This is a genomic window from Gordonia sp. NPDC058843, from assembly GCF_042743165.1.
Taxonomy (GTDB): domain Bacteria; phylum Actinomycetota; class Actinomycetes; order Mycobacteriales; family Mycobacteriaceae; genus Gordonia.
Genome location: NZ_JBHYNC010000037.1, coordinates 12,901 through 31,753 on the forward strand (window position 1 = coordinate 12,901; position 18,853 = coordinate 31,753).

Here is an 18,853-nt window from a genome sequence, read left to right on the forward strand (position 1 = left end):
GCCGAAAGCGAGCTGGCATCATGCGCACTGAACTGGCCGAGAAGTTCGGCATCGAGTATCCGATCTTCGGATTCACCCCCAGCCAGGACGTGGCCGCGGCGATCAGCCGCGCCGGCGGCCTCGGCGTGTTGGGCTGTGTCCGCTTCAACGAGGCCGAGGAGCTCGACGAGGTCCTCGAGTGGATGCACGAGAACACCGACGGCAAGCCGTTCGGGGTCGACATCGTGATGCCCGCCAAGATCCCGACCGAGGGCTCCAAGATGGACCTCGACTCGATGATCCCGCCGGAGCACCGCGCGTTCGTCGAACGCACCCTCGACGATCTCGGCGTCCCGCCCTTGCCGGGTGGTGAACGGATCGATGCGGGTGTGCTCGGCTGGCTGCACTCGGTGGCGCGTTCGCACGTGGATGTCTCGATGGAGCACCGGCGGAAGTACGGGCAGATCAAGCTGATCGCGAACGCCCTCGGGTCACCGCCGTCGGATGTCATCCAGACCGCGCACGACAACGGTGTGTTGGTTGCGGCGCTGGCGGGTGCGAAAGAGCATGCGCTGCATCATGTCGAGGCGGGTGTCGACATCGTCATCGCCCAGGGTTACGAGGGTGGCGGACACACCGGCGAGGTCACCTCGATGATCCTGTGGCCCGATCTCGTCGATGCGGTCGGCGACACTGCGCCGGTTCTCGCCGCGGGTGGTGTCGGCAGCGGGCGGCAGATCGCCGCGGCCATCGCCCTGGGTGCGCAGGGCGTGTGGATGGGCACGTACTGGTTGACCGCGGCCGAGTACAAACTCGGTGTGCCCGAAGGGTCCGATGAGCCGTCGACGGTTCAGCAGGCCTTGCTCAAGGCGACCTCGCGCGACACCGTGCGGCGCCGAATCTACTCGGGAAAGCCTGCGCGACTGCTGAAGACGGCCTGGACCGACGCCTGGGACGCCGACAACGCGCCGGACCCACTACCCATGCCGTTGCAGAACCTGCTGGTCGCCGAGGCGCATGCGCGCATCTCGCAGGCCGACAACCCCGACGTGGTCGCCATGCCGGCCGGTCAGATCGTCGGACGCTGCAACGCGATCACGCCGGTTGCCGACCTCATCGCCGACCTCGTCAGCGAGTACGACGAGGCCGTCGGCCGGATGAACAAGACGCTGGGCGGTTGAGGACTCCGGGGCACTCGCGAACGGACGCGGCAGGTCGGCGGCGCGGGAACGTCATGTCAGCGGACGTCGGCACGCAAGAACTTCGGATGATCCAGGCGCCAGGTGATCGTCGCGACGACCACCGCGACCACGGCCAAAGTCAGCAGCGAGTTCCGTTCGTCGAAGGCGTTGAACAGCAGGCCGCCTAATCCCGCACCGGCGAGGAATCCCGCATAGGTGCTCAGGTGAGCGACCCATCCCCATCGCTTGGCGCCGGCCACGTGCAACCCGGCGCCCTGGCCGATCTTCACCAAAGTGCCGGTCACATAGGACAAGGGCATGACGACCTCGCCTTTGCGGCTGATCGAGGTGTTGAGTGCGCCGAGACCGAACGCCAGGCAGAGGACCGGGCCGGCGCCGAATTCGCGATTGCCGTTCTCCAGGCCGATGTCGATCAGCCACGCCGCGATCGTCGAGCCCGCGGTCAGCATCGTCGCCCCGTGCCGGGCCTTGCGCCACACGTACATCCTGGCCAGGGTGGCCACGAACACGCCGAAGACGAATACCACCACGGTGAGCAGAGCTGTGAAACCGAGCCGATGCGCCCCCTTGACGTGCTCGAGCACCAAGCGTTCGCTGTTGCCCGTCATGAATGTCACGTACCACCCGGAGGAGTACAGCCACGCCGCTGCGCCGGTGGCGCCGGCCAACGCGGCGAGGACGGCTGCGAGAACCATCTCCCGCCCGTCGTAGAAGGGGCCCAGCAACTCCTTTCGGGTTGAATCCCTGCGAGATTCGGCAGAGGTTGCGGTGCGTTCGACAATGGTCATCGGGTCGGATCCAGTCCTGTCGGTAGGGCTGCGGTCGTGATCGGCCTTCGAACGGGGAGTCTGTCCCGGCGGCATTGGCGGTTCGGTTTCCCTACTTCCAGAGCACCCGAAGTCCACCGGATGTGCCACGTGAAACCGACCACAGGGCGAGCCGGCTGGGGGAGTTGGTCACCGTTGGACGCGTCAGCGGAACCGGCAGGCTTGCGCGACCGTCGCCACGCGGAGGCGGCCCCCTTGCTGGTTGAGTGGCGGCTCGGACTCGGGCGGGGGTGACCACTCCCTGCTGGTTGAGCCGGCACCGAGCGCAGCCGCCGGGCCGAGCAAGCGACGCAGGAGCGCGTCGAGGTCGAGGAGCCGTGTCGAAGCCACCTGGAGACCGGGCAAGTGACCTCGACGGACGTGCGTCTCCGGCCGCGGCCGGACCTCATCTGCTGCCGCGGGCTGCTCGACGCGTAGGTCGCTACGGCGAGGTGTATTCGCCCCACAGGTCGTCGACGATGTCGGCGACATCGGGTGGCAGGCAACTCGCGTCGTGGCAGGGTCCCGGCGGCATGGGGGTCGGCGCGATCAGGGTGCCCACCTCGGCGGGAAGCACCAGCCGCGTGGTTTGTGCGGTCGACGGCTTTCCGGTGGGGCCCAGGGTGCCCCACTGTTCGACGCCGTCGACCCCCGGCACGGTGGTGCATCCCCAGTACAGGTCGTAGGCGCCGTCGGGAAGGGCGGTGGACCCGGTCGGGCCGTCATCGAACACCTCCAGCGCCACGGTTCGGGTCCCGCCGGGCGCGATCAGAGAGCGCGGGTCAACCGGGTTGACGTACCCGAAGGGTGGTCGGGACTCGCTGTCGGCCGCGGACCCGGCCGGCAGCCCGAACAGCTTGCATCCGATCACCGCCGCGGACCTGTTCGTGATGGTCACGGTGACCGCGTTGCCCGACGCCGATTGGGCGATGGTGACATCGCGGGGGGCGGCGTTCGCTACTGCGGGGAAGATCATTGCCGCGGTTACGCATACAAGTGCGGCTCCGAGTGTGCGGGGCAGGTGTCGACCGGTCATGGAATCAGATCCCCTCGTCGTGGGTGCTGGTGCCAGTGTCACTCACTCGGAGCGCGAATTCGCGATCAATGGAGACATACACCGTCACCGGGTGGGCGGACGTGTCGAACGGTGGTGGGTTTACTCGACGGCGCGGTGGGCCCGCCGCCAGCCAGAAGGCGGTGAGATTGGCAACATCGGAAGATCGGTATGACGTTGTGTCCGGAAACCGGGCACAACGTCATACGGATTCTCCGGGGAGACCCTTCGAGGCTCGTCGCTTTCGCTCCTCGCACCTCAGGGGGCAGGGGGGGCACTGTCGCTTTCGCTCCTCGCACCTCAGTAGCCGTTGTGGACTCCGAAGAACACTCGCGAGCGTCCGGAATTTCATGCTCCCTGAGGTGCGAGCGAAGCGAGCCACGAAGGGGTACGCAACGTGTCTCACCAGGCCCTTCGAGGCTCGTCGCTTTGGCTCCTCGCACCTCAGGGAGCAGAGGCGGGTCGCTTCTTTCGGATTTGGGAGCAGGGGGCGCTGTCGCTTTCGCTCCTCGCACCTCAGGGCGCGGCGGGGTCTGACGTCGTCGACCGGTAGCTCCGACCGTCGCGAACCCACGTGGGCGGGGTCGTGTCAGAAGCCAGCAGTCGCTTGACGGTCTTGAAGGTCGCCGTCTCGGGGAGTTCGTCGACGATCCGCACGCGGTGCGGCCACTGCTTCGGCCCGAGATCGTCCTGGGCGGAGAGGAACTCGGCGAAGTCGCCTGCCGCGATGTCGTCGGCCACGAGGACCGCCTCGATCTCGTCGCCGATCTCCACCGGCACGCCGTGGACTGCGACCTGGCGGATCGCGGGGTGGCGCAGCATGACCCGCTCGATGGGCCCGGTACCGATGTTCTCGCCGTCGACGCGCAACCAGTCTCCGAGGCGGCCGGCGAAGTGCAGGTAGCCGTCGTTGTCCACCCAGGCGAGATCGCCCGTGTGGTAGATCCCGTCGCGCATCCGCTCGGCGGTGGCGTCAGGGTCGTTGTGATAACCGGCGAAAAGGCCCGGCCCCGAGAGGTTCACGATCTCGCCGACCTCTCCGACCGGAACGGTCTCGCCGGTCTCGACGTCGACGACAGCGGTCGGCTCACGCAGCGGCCCTAGAGCGTCGTCGGGGGTGTCGGGGGTCCGGGTGATGGCCACCCCGCCCTCGGTGGAACCGAAACCGTCGACGACGCGGCAGCCGAAGCGCTCGGCGAATCGGCGTCGGTCGCCGGCCGAGGCCTCGTTGCCGTACATGATCCGCAGGGGACCTGCGGCGTCGTCGGGATTCGGCTCGGTCGCGAGGATGTAGTGCATCGGTTTGCCGACGTAGTTGGCATAGGTCACGCCATAGCGGTGGACATCGTCGACGAACCCGCGTGCGGAGAAGCTGCGCCGCAACGCGATCGACGCGCCGCCGGCCACCGCGACGCACCACCCGGCGATCATCGCGTTGGAATGGAACATCGGCATCGACAGATAGGCGACGTCGTCCGGGCCGATGCCGAATCGTTCGGCGAGCATCGGGCCGCTGGTCGCGAAGGTCCGATGCGTACATCGCACGGCCTTCGGATCACCGGTCGTCCCCGAGGTGAAGATCAGCATCATGAGATCGTCCGGCGCCGGTTCGACGAGCGGCGCCGCCGAACTCGCGTCCACCGCAGCCGTCCACTGGGGCGAATCGACGTCGACGACAAGGGTTCCGCCGAGGTCGAGGCCGTCCAGAAGGTGTCGGGTGTCGTCGCCGCACAGCACGATCTGGCATTCGGCGCGGGCGATGTCGGCGACGAGGGCGGCACCCCGTCGGGTGGTGTTGAGACCGACCAGTACGAATCCGTGGCGCGCCGCCGCCGCGAACAGCGCGCTGAACTCCGGTGTGTTGGTGAGCAGGACGCCGACGTGGCGTGGAAGGTCCTCCGTCAATCGTTCCCGAAGCACCCCGGCCCGCACGGCCGCGTCGTCGAGATGATCTGCCCACGAACGAAACTCGCCCGCGAACCAGACACCACGCTCACCGACCCCGGCCAGGGGTGCGAGCAGGTCGGCGACCGTCGAGGCGCGCGTCGGCGCGACCGAGTGGTTCACGCCGGCGCGGCAGCCAGTTCGGCTCCGATGGCCCGCACCGAGGCGGTGGCCGAGCCGAGCGCGAACTCATTGTGCTTGGCGCGCAGGAAGTACCGATGCACCGGGTGGCTGGTGTCGAGGCCGACGCCACCGTGCACGTGCACGGCCGTGTGTGCCACGCGGTGGCCGGCCTCGGCTGCCCAGAACTTGGCGGTGGCAACCGCGTTCTGCAGCTCGGGGGTCCGGCCGCTCGAGTGGTCGAGCAGCCAGGCCGCCTGCGTCGTCGTGAGGGCAAGCCCCTGCGCGTCGATGTACCCGTCGGCGAGACGTTGGGCGACCGCCTGGAACGATCCGATCGCCCGCCCGAACTGCTCACGCTCGCGTGCGTACTCAGCGGTGAGCTCGAGCCCACGTTCGACGATTCCGGTCTGGTCGGCGCAGCACGCCAGGGTCGCACGCGCGACGAGGGTCGCGGCCGTGTCGGCGCCGCCGTTCAGAACGGCGTCGGCGGAGACCGGCGTGCCGTCGAACTCGACCTGCGCCGAGGGGATCAGCCCGGTGGAGAGAGTGGGGGTGACGACGACGCCCGGGGCGTCGGCGGCCACTACCAGGACGACGACACCGTCGGGTCCGGTGGCGGTGACCACGAACATGTCTGCGGCCTCGGCGTAGGGAACGTCGACCTTGACGCCGGTCAGCGCACCTTCGGCGGAGAAAGTGGTTGCCGGCGAGCCGAAGTCGGTGAGGAGATCCTCCTCGATGGCGACGGTCAGCACGGATTCGCCCGTGGCACCCGGTGCGAGGATCCGTTCACGTAGCGGGGTCGAACCCTGAGTGGCGATCACCGGCAGGGCGGCGATCGCGTGGGGTCCGAACGGTACGCGGGCCAGGACCCGGCCGAGTTCGGTGGCCACGAGCGCATTCTCGACGACACCCAGGTCGCCGCCGGCGTCCCCGGCGACCTCGGACGACAGCTCGAGGCCCAGGAGTCCGGCACCGCCGAGCTCGCGCCACAGGTCCGCGTCGAGCGCGGCCCGTGCGGCCTCCAGTTCGGCGACCCGCTCGGGGGTGCTGATCGACGTGGCGATGTCGCGGGCAAGTCCGCGGACGTCGGCGCCGGATTCGGGAAGCGAGAAATCCATTGGTGGGAATCCTTTTCAGTGAGGATCAGCGACGCTGGTGCGGCAGGCCGAGGGCGAGCATCGCGATGATGTCGCGCTGGATCTCGTTGGTGCCGCCTCCGAAGGTGAGGATCAGCGACGTGCGCTGGTAACGCTCGAGGCGCCCGTTGAGGTGTGCACCCGTGCTGCCGGTACGCAGCGTCGCGGCGGGACCGACGACCTCCATCAGCAGGCGGTAGGCCTCGGTGGCGAACTCGGTGCCGTAGACCTTCGTCGCCGAGGCATCGGCCGGGCTCGGCGATCCGCCGGAGCTCGCGACCGAGGCGATCTTCCAGTTGATCAGTTTGAGGAACTCGACCTTGGCATGCACCCGGGCGAGGTTCTGTTGCACCCACTGCGCGTCGATCACCCGGTGGCCGTCGCCGGTCTTGGTCTGCTGGGCCCACGCGACAGTTTCGCGCAACGCGGTCTGGATCGGTGCCGCGCTGCACAGCGCGACGCGCTCGTGGTTGAGCTGATTGGTGACCAGCGGCCACCCGCCGCCCTCTTCGCCGACGATCGACGACGTGGGCACCCGGACGTCCTGGTAGTAGGTCGCGCTGGTGTCGACTCCCGACATGGTGTGCACCGGTGTGTAACTGAAGCCCTCGGCGTCGGTGGGCACGATGAGCATGGAGATGCCCTTGTGCTTCTTGCCGCCGGGCTCCAGCGTCGACGGATCGGTGCGGCAGGCGAGCCAGATGTAGTCGGCGTACGCGACCAGGCTGGTCCACATCTTCTGGCCGTTGATGACGTAGTCGTCGCCGTCGCGGACCGCGGTGGTCCGAAGCGCGGCGAGGTCGGTGCCTGCTCCCGGCTCGGAGTACCCGATCGAGAAGTGCAGCTTGCCGGCGGCGATCCGAGGCAGGAAGTACGCCTTCTGCTCGTCGGATCCGTAGTTCATGATCGTCGGCGCCACGGAGTTGATGGTGAGGAACGGGACGGGTGCGCCCGCGATCGCGGCCTCGTCGGTGAAGATCAGCTGATCCATCATCGACCGGTTCTGACCGCCGAACTCGGTGGGCCAGCCCAGGGCGAGCCAGCCGTCGGCACCCATCTGGGCGACGACGTCGCGGTAGGCGTCGCCCTCGCCGAGTTCGCCGTCGCCGCCGGTGAGCGCGGCACGACGCTCGTCGGTCATGAGTCCGGAGAAGTAATCGCGGAGTTCCCTGCGGAGCTCGGCTTGTTGATCGTTATAGGCGATGCGCATCGACACTCCAAGGGGTGGATCGGCTAGCGTCCGGTCCCGGCTTATGGTCAAGTTGACAGGCGAAGTGCTCGTGCACTTCTGAAACACGTTCTAACCTGTTCTCACAGCCCAGTCAACAGGTGACCCATCGACGAGGAGACGGTTCCGATGCGTATCAAGGCAGATTTCGATCTCTGCGAGTCCAACGCCATCTGTGTGGGGATGGCACCGGACTTCTTCGACCTGGATGGTGACGACTACCTGGTCATTCTCCAGGAGGAGATTCCGGCCGACCGCGTCGAGGAACTGCGCCAGGTCGCGGCCAACTGCCCCAAGTCGGCCCTGATGGTCGTGGAGGACTGAGTTCGCCGAAAGTGCCGTTCGGTTCCATCCGATGGTGAATCATGCTAGAACAAGTTCTAGTTTTAGTTCAGGAGGATGTCGGGTGGGTTATTCGTTGGACGGTCGTGTCGCGGTCGTCACCGGTGCAGGTGCAGGTCTCGGTCGTGCGGAGGCCATCGGTTTGGCTGCGGAGGGGGCCGCGGTCGTCGTGAACGATCTCCCCGCGGCACTCGAACAGAGCGACGTGATCGACACGATCACGGCCGCCGGTGGCCGCGCGGTCGCCGTGCCCGGTGACATCGGCGACTCGGCCACCGCCACCGCCATCATGACGACGGCGACCGAGCAGCTCGGCTCGCTCGACATCGTCTTGAACAACGCGGGCGTGGTGCGCGACAAGATGCTGTTCAACATGACCGACGACGAGTGGGATCTGGTGATCCGCGTCCATCTGCGCGGTCACTTCCTGCTCACCCGCAATGCCGCATCGCATTGGCGCGCAGCCTCGAAGGAGGCGGGTGGCCCGGTGTACGGCCGAATCATCAACACCGCGTCGGAGGCCGGGCTGCTCGGTCCCGAGGGGCAGGCCAACTACGGCGCGGCGAAGGCTGGTATCACCGCATTGACGCTCTCGGCGTCGCGCGCCCTCAAGCGATATGGCGTGCGGGCCAACGCGATCTGCCCGCGAGCCCGGACGGCGATGACGGCGTCCGTGTTCGGCGAGGCGCCCACCGACGGTGTGGATCCCCTCGACCCCGAGCACGTCGTGCGGCTGGTGTCCTACCTCGCCGGCCCCGAGTCCGACGCCGTCACCGGTCAGGTGTTCGTCGTCTACGGCCCCAAGGTCACCCTGATGGCCGCGCCCACGGTCGACGAGGTCTTCGTCGCCGACGGCGACGCATGGTCCGCGGAGGACCTCGCGAAGACCCTGACGGGTCACTTCGCCGACCGCGATCCGGGACGCACTTTCTCGGCAAGCGCTCTGGTCAACTGACCAATTCGTCTGGATTGTGCGTGATAGGTTTCGCGATGGTGCGAGGGTGAAGGGGGGCCGGAGGTGCTGAGCAGACTGGCCACACCCTTGGGCGGGATCGGGGATTTCGTTGCGCTCGGGGTCGAGTCGGCGCGCGAGCTGTTCCACCGCCCGTTCCAATGGAGGGAGACCGTCGAGCAGTCCTGGGCGATCGCCCGCGTGTCGATGGTGCCGACGCTCCTCGTCGCCATCCCGTTCACGGTGCTCGTCAGCTTCACCCTGAACATCCTCTTGCGCGAGATCGGTGCGCAGGACCTGTCGGGTGCGGGTGCCGCGCTCGGCACCATCACCCAGATCGGTCCGATCGTCACCGTGCTGATCGTCGCCGGTGCGGGCGCCACCGCGATCTGCGCCGACCTCGGTGCCCGGACCATCCGCGAAGAGATCGACGCGATGAAGGTGCTCGGCATCAACCCGATCCACCGTCTGGTGGTGCCACGCATCGTGGCCTCCACCGGGGTGGCGCTGCTGCTCAACAGCCTCGTCTGCACGATCGGCATCGGCGGCGGTTTCATCTTCTCCGTCTATCTCCAGGACGTGAATCCCGGTGCCTTCGTGGCCAACCTGACACTGCTCACCGGGTTCGGCGAGCTGATGATCTCGATGGTCAAGGCGGCTCTGTTCGGCCTGTTCGCCGGGATGGTGGGCTGCTATCAGGGACTCAACGTCAAGGGTGGCGCGAAGGGCGTCGGCGATGCCGTCAACGAGACCGTCGTGTACTCGTTCATGGCGCTGTTCGTCGTCAATGTCGTCGTCACCGCGGTCGGTCTCAAGGCAACGGCGGGCTGAGGGATGGTACTTCCGTTCACCACTCGGTTCCGGACCGCGCGCGTCGCGGCCAAGCGGGCGGGCGAGGACTGGGATCAGATCGGCGATCAGGCGCTGTTCTACTGGGACAGCGTCGTGTCGATCCCACGTGCGATCACGCACTACAAGAAGGAGACATTGCGGCTCATCGCCGAGATCTCCATGGGCACCGGCGCGTTGGCGATGATCGGCGGCACCGTCGTGGTCGTGGGGTTCTTGACGCTGTTCACCGGCGGCACGATCGCGGTCCAGGGCTACAGTTCGCTGGCCAACATCGGCGTCGAGGCGCTCACGGGCTTCTTCTCGGCGTTCATCAACGTGCGCATCGCCGTCCCGGTCATCTCCGGAATCGCGCTCGCCGCGACCATCGGTGCGGGTGCCACCGCGCAGCTCGGTGCCATGCGGGTCTCGGAGGAGATCGACGCTCTGGAGACGATGGCGATCTCGTCGATTCCGTACCTGGTGTCCACGCGCATCATCGCCGGCCTGATCGCGATCATCCCGCTCTACGCGCTGGCGTCGCTGGCATCGTTCCTCGCGAGCCGGTCGGCGACAGTGTTCCTGTACGGCCAGTCGCCCGGTGTCTACGACCACTATTTCGACACCTTCCTCATACCGTCGGACATCCTGTGGTCGTTCGTGCAGGCGATCTGCATGGCGGTCGCCGTCATGCTGATCCACACCTACTACGGCTACAACGCCTCCGGCGGGCCGGTCGGCGTCGGCGTCGCCGTCGGGAACGCGGTCCGCGCATCGCTCGTTGTTGTGGTCGTGATCACACTCCTGACCTCCCTCGCCATCTATGGCGCCGATGGCAAGTTCAACCTGGCGGGCTGAGTCATGAGCAAGAGACAAGAGCGTTCACGGGCCACCCGCCGAACGGCGGCCGTGGTCATGGTTGCCGTGCTGCTGGCCCTGATCATCGGGGCGAGCGCGTCGTTCCTCGGCGCCTTCAAGGAGACCCAGCAGGTAACACTCGTGGCGCCCCGCGCCGGACTGGTGATGAACCCCGACGCCAAGGTCAAGCTCCGCGGCGTCGAGGTGGGTCGCGTCGCCGAGATCGCCGAGCGCGGCGGTGATGCCATCCTCACCCTCGACATCGCCGACGGTGACCTGGCCAGGATTCCGGGCAACGTGATCGCCGACATCAAGTCGAACACCATCTTCGGCGCCAAGGCCGTGAACTTCGTGGTGCCGGGAGAGCCGGAGGGCACGCTGACCGCGGGTGCCGAGATCCCGGCCGACCGGGTGGTCGTCGAACTGAACACCGTGTACCAGCAACTGGTTTCGGTACTCGCCCAACTGCAGCCGGAGAAGCTCAACGCCACACTCGGCGCGATCAACACGGCGCTGCAGGGTCAGGGCGAGGAGATCGGCGTCGCGCTGGAGCAGCTGACCGGGTTGCTCGGCAAGACCAATCCACATCTACCTGCCCTCAATCGGCTGTTCCGGGAAGGTGCGACCGTCACCAACGTGTATGCGGACTCGATGCCTGATCTGCTGCGCACCGTCGACAACTTCACCGTCGTCGGGAACACGTTGGTGGACAACACGTCCAACCTCGATGCGTTGCTCATCAACGCCACCGGGATGGCGAACACCATCGACGGGGTCATCGCGCCGTCGAAAAAGACGCTCATCGGTGCGCTCTCGGATCTCGATCCCATCGCCGCACTACTCGGTTACAACGCGCCCGGCATCAAGTGCTTCCTCACCGCCGGTGCGGTCGCCGCCGAGGTCGCGGCGCCGTTCCTCGGCGAGCGCAACGGCATGCTGATGCTCGACGCCGGCCTGCTTCCCGGCAAGGATCCCTACGCATACCCCTACGACCTGCCCAGAGTGGGCGTGGAAGGCCCGCCCACCTGCCAAGGGGGACTGAGCAATCCCGCCACCAAGGTGCCGGCCCCCTTCTACGTCGGCGACAACGCGCCGCAGCCCTACGAGCCCAGGACCAAGGCGAAAGTGAACTCGCAGAAGCTTTTCCAGATCCTGTTCGGGGAGCCGCCCCGTGGATAACCGCGCCCGCGCCTTCCGCGCGACCCTGATCAAGCTGGGCGCCTTCACCGTGGTGATGGTCCTGGTGTTCGTCGCACTCGTCGTCGTCTTCAGTCGTTACCGCTCCGGAGCCTCGAACGAGTACAGCGCCGTCTTCACGAGCGCCTCGGCGATCAGCTCGGGCAGCAAGGTGAAGATCGCCGGTGTGGAGGTGGGTTCGGTCGGCGGTGTCGAACTGAACCGCGCCAACGAGGCGGTCATCACCTTCAGTGTCGACCAGCAGTATCCGCTGCCCGAGTCGGTCCGCGCGCTGATCCGGTACGAGAACCTCACCGGCGACCGGTATCTCGAGCTGCAGCAGGGGAGCGGCAACACGTCGACCTTCCTGGCCGACGGCGCCGAGATCCCGGTCGGCCAGACCGAACCAGCTCTCGACCTCGACAAGCTCGTCGGTGGCTTCAAGCCGCTGTTCCGGACACTGAACGCCGACGACGCCAATGCGCTGACCAGTTCGCTAATCGCCGTGTTCCAAGGACAGGGCGGCGCGTTGAACACCCTGCTGAGCAACACCGCGTCGTTCACCGACTCGCTCGCCGACCGGGACCAGTTGATCGGCGACGTCATCGACAACCTGAACACGACCCTCGCCACGCTCGACGGCGACCGGGAGGGTCTCGACACCAGCGTGGACCTGCTGCAGCAGCTGGTGACCGGTCTCGCCGAGCAGAAGGGCACCATCGGCAACGCGCTGACGCAGACCTCCCGCGTCACCAACGGTCTCGCCGACCTGCTGGGAACCACCCGGCCGACCCTGCAGTCGATGGTGACCAACACCGGGCGCGTCTCGGAGGAACTCTTGGCCGCAGAACCGTTCATCCGAAATCTGATCTCGCGACTACCCGAGGACTACAAGATCCTGTCGAACCTCGGCTCCTACGGCGCCTGGCTCCAGATCTACTTCTGCCGCATCCGGCTGATGCTCCCGGCGCCCGGCGGTCAGACCATCCTGTACACGTCCAACAACGTCATGGGGAATTCCACGACTGCGGGCGGAAGGTGTGACGGCTCATGAGTCTTCCGTTCGGCGGCCTGTTCTCCAGCCGCAGACCCGTATCCGACGAGGCCGATGTCGCCCGCGAGGAGAAGCGCGGACAGCGGAGTCGCGCCCAGGTCGGCGTCATCGGCATCGTCGTGGTCGGTCTGGTGGTCATCACCGCGATGCAGATGGACAAGCTGCCCTACCTCTCGCCCATCAGCACCTACACCGCCTACTTCGACGATGCGGGCGGACTCACCAAGGGCGACATCGTGTCCGTGTCCGGCGTCCAGGTGGGCACCGTGGAGTCGATCGAACTGGCCGGCACCGACGCCGGGACCAAGGTCAAGGTCGGCTTCCGCATGGACGACACCGTCGAGATGGGGGCCGATTCCCAGGCCGCGATCCGAACCGAGACCGTGCTGGGCCGACGCAATCTCACGGTCATCCCGCACGGTGGTGAGCGGATCAAGCCCGGTGGTTCGATCCCGGTCGGCAACACGATCTCGCCGTATTCGCTGCAGGATGCCCTCGAAGGTGCCACCGACACCGTCGCCGACACCGACACCGACCAGCTCAACAAGGCCTTGAACACCCTGACGATCACGTTCTCCGAGACCCCGGATCAGGTCCAGGGCGCGGTCAACGGTGTCGCACGGCTGTCCAAGGCGGTCGCCGATCGCGACAACGAACTGCGGGCTCTGCTGGCCAAGGCCAACCAGGTGAGCAAGATCGTCGGCGACCGCAACGAGCAGATCAACCGGCTCCTGATCGACGCCAACGCCCTCGTCGGCGAAATCCAGATGCGCCGGTATGCGCTCAATCAGCTCATCAAGGGCATCGGTGACGTCACCACCCAGTTGCGCGGCTTCATCGCCGAGAACAACGCACAGCTCACGCCCGTCCTGGAGAAGTTCGACCGCGTCGCGACGATCCTGACCGACAAGGAGAAGGAGCTCAAGGAGACGATCGACCGTCTCGGGCCGTTCGCGAACACCTTGGGCGAGGCTGTGGCGTCGGGTCCGAACTTCGACTCTCTCGTGGGGCTCAACACCTTCGGCGACTACACCGCGATCTTCCTCAACGCCCTGCGTGGCCGGTACCCGCAGCTGTGGCAGTCGCTCCAGTACTCGAGCTTCCCGTTGCTCCCCCAGCCGTGGAGCCAGGGACCTCCGGTGGGAAGCGATCCGCCGCGCGGACCCCTGCCCACCCCGACCTATCCCACGCCCGCGCCGACCACGAGGGGGAGGTGACATGACCGTCGGAAGCATGACCATCGGACGCAAGGTGCTCTTCGGAGTGCTCGCCGTGGTTCTCGCGATCGCCCTGATCCTCGTGGGCTGGAAGGTGTTCACGAAGTCCACGACGAACACCTACACCGCCTACTTCGCCGGCGTCGCCAGCCTCTACAAGGGCGACCCGGTCCGTGTGCTCGGCGTCAACGTCGGCAGTGTCTCGGCCATCACCCCGCGGGAAAACGACGTGAAAGTCGAACTGCGCGTGGACAAAGGCGTCGACGTCCCGCAGGACGCGAAGGCGGTCATCGTCGCGCAGAGCCTGGTCTCGGGCAGGTTCGTGCAGCTGACGCCGGTCTACTCCGGTGGGCCCCAGATGTCCGACGGCGCCGACATCCCGATGGATCGCACGGCGGTGCCGATGGAGTGGGACGACATCAAGGCCCAACTCACCCGTCTCACCGAGGCAATCGGCCCAGAGGGAGCCGATCCGGGCTCGGCGGCCAAGGCCGTCAACGTCTTCGACGAGAATCTCGAGGGCAACGGGGAGGCGATCAATGCGTCGATCCGCGAGGTGTCCGACGTGATCGGCACCCTCGCATCCGGCAGCGGCGACCTGTTCGCCACGATCCAGAGCCTGCAGAAGCTCACCGAGGCACTGTCGGGCAGCCATGAACAACTCGTCCAGTTCAACGGCCGGATGGCCTCGGTCAGTTCGGTTCTCGCGGACAACACGACCGAACTCGACGAGGCGCTCAAGGGTCTGAATGCGGCGATGACCGATGTCCAGACCTTCATCGACACCAACAAGACGGCGCTGTCGTCGTCGGTGGAACGGCTGGCCGCGGCCACGAAGATCGTTGCGGACAAGGACGAACAGGTCCGGGGCGTCCTGCACTCGGCGCCCAACCAACTCGCGAACTTCTACAACATCTACAACCCGCTGTCGGGTTCGCTGTCCGGCGTGTTCGGTCTGGGTAACGGCACCAACCTGATCACCCTGCTCTGCGGTTCGATGGAATCGACCAAACGGCCCGGAACCACGATGGCAGACGTCGACAAGTGCGTGGAGATCCTCGCTCCTGTCCTGTCGTCGATCTCGATGAACTATCCGCCGTTCCTGACGAATCCGGTGCAGGGCCGGAATGCGACGCCGAACCAACTCGAGTATCAGAACTCGAGCGTCGAGGCGCGTGCCGGCGCCGGCGTGACCCGCCTGGACAACGAGACCCGGCGCGACAACCGCGGCAGCCCGCTCGGCGATCTGCTCGTGCCGTTCGGAGGTGGCCGATGAGATCGGCACGCATGCGCGGTGGGTTGGTCGCGGGAGCGGCAACGCTCGCCCTCGTCCTCGCCGGATGCTCCTTCGACGGGCCCAATTCACTGCCCGTCCCCGGCGCCGAGGGCACCGGCGGCGGCTCGTACGAGATCACCGCCCTGATCCCGTCGGCGGTCGGTCTGGTCAACAACGCACCGGTGCTCATCGACGACGCGACGGTCGGGAGCATCGGCGACATCGAGGTCGAGGACTGGAACGCGCTGGTGACGATCCGGCTCAACGACGGCGTCATCGTGCCCCGCGGGTCGCATGTCATGGTCGGGCTGACCAGCGTGCTGGGCTCGACCCACCTCGAGATCGTGCAACCCGCCGAACCCGAGGGTGGCCGGCTTGCACCAGGTGACGAGATCCCGCTCACCAAGTGTCCCGAGCAGTCCAACATCGTGACCGATCCCGCAGTGCCGGCGGTGCCCGACATCAATGCGGCACAGCAGGTGTCGGCATGTACCTATCCCAGCACCGAGCAGGTGCTGAGTTCGCTGTCGGTCGTGCTCAACGGTGGTGGGTTGTCGCAGATCGGCGACATCGTGCACGAGATGAGCCAGGTCTTCGGTGGGCGCGAGGATCAGATCAAGAAACTCATCCCTCGGCTGAACACACTTGTTGCCGACCTGAATGCGCAGAAGGGCAATATCATTCGGGCGACCGAGGGACTGGACCGGTTGTCTCGCACCATGAACGAGCAGGCCGGCACCATCGAGCGTGCGCTCGCCGACAGCCCGCAGATCCTGCAGCTGCTCGTCGACCAGCGTCAGCAGTTCCTCGACACGCTCGGTTCGGTCGCGACATTGTCGAAGACCGCGAACGACATCCTCGACGCCAACTCCGAGAACATCGTGACGATCGTCGAAGGCGTCGAACCGGCACTCGATCAGCTCCAGGCGGCCGGACCGGCGATGACCCAGTCCCTCAACATCCTGCTGACGTTCCCGTTCTACGAGCCCACGATCCGTCGAATCGTGAAGGGCGACTACGTGAACTCCGATCTCGTGCTCGACCTGACTCTCGAGCGCCTGAACAAGACGATGTTCGCCAGTCTCGGCGTCACCGGACCCGAGGGCGTCTTCGGCCGTCCCGCCGGTGCCGCCGCCCGCGGACTCGACCCGTTCATCGCACCGCTGCAACCCGGTGGTGAGCGCCTGCCCGACTCGGCCGAACCCATCCCGGCGAACATGATCCCGCAGGTGTCACCGACCACGCCCGCGGCGGTCCCGGCCGCGGGAGGTGGCCGCTGATGAAGATCACGCGTTTCGTCCGTATGCAGCTGATGATCTTCGCGATCGTGACCGTGGTCGCGATGGTCGTGATGGCACTGTTCTACATCCGCATCCCGTCGATGTTCGGCGTCGGCAGCTATCAGGTGCAGCTGCTCCTGCCCACCAGCGGCGGGCTGTATCAGAACGCGAACGTCAGCTATCGCGGGGTCTATGTAGGCAAGGTCGACTCGGTGCAGCTGACCGACACCGGCGTCGAGGCGGTACTCACGATCGAGAACAGCGCGGAGATCCCGGCTTCGGCGATTGCCTCGGTGCGCAGCGTCTCGGCGATCGGTGAGCAGTTCGTCGAGTTCACGCCGGACCCCGACGCGAGCGAGTCCGGCGGATTCCTCCAGGACGGCGCAACGGTGTCGACCGACAAGGTCCCGGTGGAGATCTCGGCCATGCTCGACCAGGCCGATCGCCTCCTCGCCGAGATCGGGGACACCCGCTTGCGGTCGCTGATGGACGAGGCGTTCGTCGCGTTCAACGGCACCGGCGAGGCGTTGCAGCGTCTGCTGGATTCGATGGTCCTGTTCGTCGACGAGGCGAACAAGAACACCGACACGACCATTCAGCTCGTCGAGCAGGGCGCACCGTTGCTGGCCACCCAATCGCGCACGGCCGACGACATCCGCTCCTGGACACGGAACGTCACCGCATTCACCGATCAGCTGCGAGCGAATCGGCCCGAGATCGGCGACATCCTGCGCAAGGGTCCGGCGACCGCGTCGAAGAGCCAGGAGCTCTTCGAATCCCTCGGTGCCTCGTATCCGCTGCTCGTGTCGAACCTCGGGACCATCGCCAAGACCCAGGTGGTGTACCTGCCGAACTGGAAACAGGTTCTGGTGCTGTACCCGCGCCTGATCAATTCGCTGATCACGGCGTTGAACACCGGTACCACACGGTTCGGACCGAACGTCAACTTCTCACTCGCCTTCCAGGACCGGCCGCCCTGCAACATCGGCTTCCTGCCCAAGGAGGACTGGCGCTGGCCGTCGGAACAGACCGCGCGTGAGCTCCCGCCGGGACTGCTGTGCCGGGTGCCGCAGAACTCCAACATCGCTGTTCGCGGTGCCCGCAACTATCCGTGCGCGGAGTTCCCCGGCCGCCGTGCACCCACGCCGGAGGAGTGCGTGACCGGCTACGTGCCGAAGCCGGGTTCCGTCGACCCGTTCCAGAGCGGCCTGCCGTTCGGCCTGAAATGGCAGCCGGCGTCCTCGGGTAGCGTGACACCGGGCACACCGAAGGACTTCGACGCGGAGCCTGCGGTGTACGCGACGACATACGATCCGGACTCCGGCGACTTCATCGGCCCAGACGGGAAGACCTACAACGCCGGGGCCGGAAGCGATCAGCAGGGACAGAGCAGTACATGGCAGACGATGATCACCGGGACGGTCACTCCGTGACACCAGACGGTTCCCGCACGACGTCCCCGGATCGTGCGGGTACGGGCGATCGCCGGAATGCAAAGCGGCCTGTGCGATCGGCGCCGATCCGGCGTGGACGTCCGGCCGCGAAGAAGCCGTCGAAAGCGGCCGGACCGGCTCCCGCTCCCGCTTCCGAGGAGCCCACGAAGTCGGCCACAGCGGCAGACTTGCCGACAGACACCGACGGTGCTGAACGGGACGCGACGTCGACGGTGTCCCTCGAGAAGCCGCACCCGGAGGCCGACGACGCCACCGCGGGTGCGATCGCGCCCGACCCGTCCGAGGTCGAGAAGACGGTCAGCTATCGCGAGCGTCGACGCGCGCGTACGGCTGCGGCGTCATCGGACTCGCGGGCGCCGAAGAGCAAGCGCCGCATCCGTTACCGCGGGTCCGGTCGTCGCTCGCCGCGGGCGATCGTGGGTGTGGTGGTGGCTCTTGTGGTCATCGTCGTATGCGCCGTCGCATCGGTGGTGTTCGCTCTCGGTATCGCGCGTCAGGACCGGACCGACGACCTCCGCGCCGAGTACTCCTCGTTCGCGTCCCAGGTTCTGGTGAACCTCACCAGCATGAATCCCGACACCGTCGACCAGACGCTCACGTCGGTGCAGGAGGACACCAGCGGCAAGGTCAAGCAGGAGGTCCAGAACAACATCCAGCAGGTGGCTGCCCTCGTGCGTGACGGCAAGTTGGAGACCCGTTCGCTCATCCTCAGTTCCGCGGTCACCAAGGCCGAACCCGACGAGGGCTCGGTGATCATGGTCTTCGGTTGGCATCAGCGCTCTCTCGACGGCGAGGTGCCCTCGCAGGAGAAGGTCTTCCGCTGGCGGGTGGACATGACGCGCATCAACGGCGACCTCAAGATGACCGACTTCGAGTGGGTGGCGTGATGACGTCGAAGTCGAAGCCGAAGTCGAAGTCGAAGTCGAAGCCGGAGCCGAAGC

At 66.6% G+C, this 18,853-nt stretch carries 17 protein-coding genes; 12 read left to right on the plus strand and 5 right to left on the minus strand.

Features of this window, described 5'->3' with window-relative positions; genetic code table 11:
- Window positions 1–20: 20 nt before the first annotated feature.
- On the plus strand, window positions 21–1,160 hold the full coding sequence (locus ACFW3F_RS19950) for an NAD(P)H-dependent flavin oxidoreductase (RefSeq protein WP_388060452.1): 1,140 nt from the start codon (window positions 21–23) through the stop codon (window positions 1,158–1,160).
- 56 nt (window positions 1,161–1,216) lie between these two features.
- Here ACFW3F_RS19950 and ACFW3F_RS19955 read toward each other — a convergent pair whose 3' ends face one another.
- The 5 genes from ACFW3F_RS19955 to ACFW3F_RS19975 form a co-directional block, all read right to left on the minus strand.
- Window positions 1,217–1,969, minus strand: a complete 753-nt coding sequence (locus tag ACFW3F_RS19955) for a DUF1275 family protein (protein WP_388060454.1) — start codon at window positions 1,967–1,969, stop codon at window positions 1,217–1,219.
- A gap of 460 nt (window positions 1,970–2,429) precedes the next feature.
- The gene (locus tag ACFW3F_RS19960; RefSeq protein ID WP_388060456.1) at window positions 2,430–3,023 is read right to left on the minus strand and encodes a hypothetical protein; all 594 of its coding nucleotides are present in this window, start codon (window positions 3,021–3,023) and stop codon (window positions 2,430–2,432) included.
- A 534-nt stretch (window positions 3,024–3,557) separates the two neighbouring features.
- A complete protein-coding gene (locus ACFW3F_RS19965; protein ID WP_388060458.1) occupies window positions 3,558–5,108 on the minus strand; it encodes a long-chain-fatty-acid--CoA ligase in 1,551 nt (516 codons plus the stop codon).
- Window positions 5,105–6,229, minus strand: coding sequence for an acyl-CoA dehydrogenase family protein (locus tag ACFW3F_RS19970; protein ID WP_388060460.1), 1,125 nt, complete (start codon window positions 6,227–6,229; stop codon window positions 5,105–5,107). Before ACFW3F_RS19970 ends, ACFW3F_RS19965 begins: the two co-directional genes overlap by 4 nt.
- A 25-nt stretch (window positions 6,230–6,254) precedes the next feature.
- Window positions 6,255–7,457 (minus strand): acyl-CoA dehydrogenase family protein, encoded by a 1,203-nt coding sequence (locus ACFW3F_RS19975; protein WP_388060462.1) that lies wholly within the window; start codon window positions 7,455–7,457, stop codon window positions 6,255–6,257.
- Window positions 7,458–7,604: 147 nt separating this feature from the next.
- Between ACFW3F_RS19975 and ACFW3F_RS19980 the strand changes: the two genes are divergently transcribed.
- From ACFW3F_RS19980 to ACFW3F_RS20030, 11 genes are all read left to right on the plus strand, one after another.
- Complete coding sequence (locus ACFW3F_RS19980) at window positions 7,605–7,799, plus strand: ferredoxin (protein WP_388060464.1); 195 nt, start codon at window positions 7,605–7,607, stop codon at window positions 7,797–7,799.
- An 82-nt stretch (window positions 7,800–7,881) separates the two neighbouring features.
- The gene (locus ACFW3F_RS19985; protein ID WP_388060466.1) at window positions 7,882–8,772 is read left to right on the plus strand and encodes a 3-oxoacyl-ACP reductase; all 891 of its coding nucleotides are present in this window, start codon (window positions 7,882–7,884) and stop codon (window positions 8,770–8,772) included.
- 63 nt (window positions 8,773–8,835) lie between these two features.
- Window positions 8,836–9,600 carry an MlaE family ABC transporter permease gene (locus tag ACFW3F_RS19990; RefSeq protein ID WP_388060468.1) on the plus strand — a complete coding sequence of 255 codons (765 nt, stop codon included), beginning with the start codon at window positions 8,836–8,838 and terminating at the stop codon, window positions 9,598–9,600.
- 3 nt (window positions 9,601–9,603) lie between these two features.
- Entirely contained in the window at window positions 9,604–10,455 is an 852-nt protein-coding gene (locus tag ACFW3F_RS19995; RefSeq protein ID WP_388060470.1) for an MlaE family ABC transporter permease, read from the plus strand.
- A gap of 3 nt (window positions 10,456–10,458) precedes the next feature.
- The gene (locus tag ACFW3F_RS20000; protein ID WP_388060472.1) at window positions 10,459–11,634 is read left to right on the plus strand and encodes an MCE family protein; all 1,176 of its coding nucleotides are present in this window, start codon (window positions 10,459–10,461) and stop codon (window positions 11,632–11,634) included.
- Entirely contained in the window at window positions 11,627–12,685 is a 1,059-nt protein-coding gene (locus ACFW3F_RS20005; protein ID WP_388060474.1) for an MCE family protein, read from the plus strand. Before ACFW3F_RS20000 ends, ACFW3F_RS20005 begins: the two co-directional genes overlap by 8 nt.
- A complete protein-coding gene (locus tag ACFW3F_RS20010) occupies window positions 12,682–13,902 on the plus strand; it encodes an MCE family protein (RefSeq protein ID WP_388060476.1) in 1,221 nt (406 codons plus the stop codon). Before ACFW3F_RS20005 ends, ACFW3F_RS20010 begins: the two co-directional genes overlap by 4 nt.
- Window position 13,903: 1 nt before the next feature.
- Window positions 13,904–15,178, plus strand: a complete 1,275-nt coding sequence (locus tag ACFW3F_RS20015) for an MCE family protein (protein WP_388060478.1) — start codon at window positions 13,904–13,906, stop codon at window positions 15,176–15,178.
- Window positions 15,175–16,458 (plus strand): MCE family protein, encoded by a 1,284-nt coding sequence (locus tag ACFW3F_RS20020; protein WP_388060480.1) that lies wholly within the window; start codon window positions 15,175–15,177, stop codon window positions 16,456–16,458. The genes ACFW3F_RS20015 and ACFW3F_RS20020 overlap by 4 nt, the downstream gene beginning before the upstream one ends.
- A complete protein-coding gene (locus tag ACFW3F_RS20025; protein ID WP_388060482.1) occupies window positions 16,458–17,891 on the plus strand; it encodes an MCE family protein in 1,434 nt (477 codons plus the stop codon). Before ACFW3F_RS20020 ends, ACFW3F_RS20025 begins: the two co-directional genes overlap by 1 nt.
- Window positions 17,888–18,799 (plus strand): hypothetical protein, encoded by a 912-nt coding sequence (locus ACFW3F_RS20030; protein WP_388060484.1) that lies wholly within the window; start codon window positions 17,888–17,890, stop codon window positions 18,797–18,799. Before ACFW3F_RS20025 ends, ACFW3F_RS20030 begins: the two co-directional genes overlap by 4 nt.
- The last annotated feature ends 54 nt before the right edge of the window (window positions 18,800–18,853 follow it).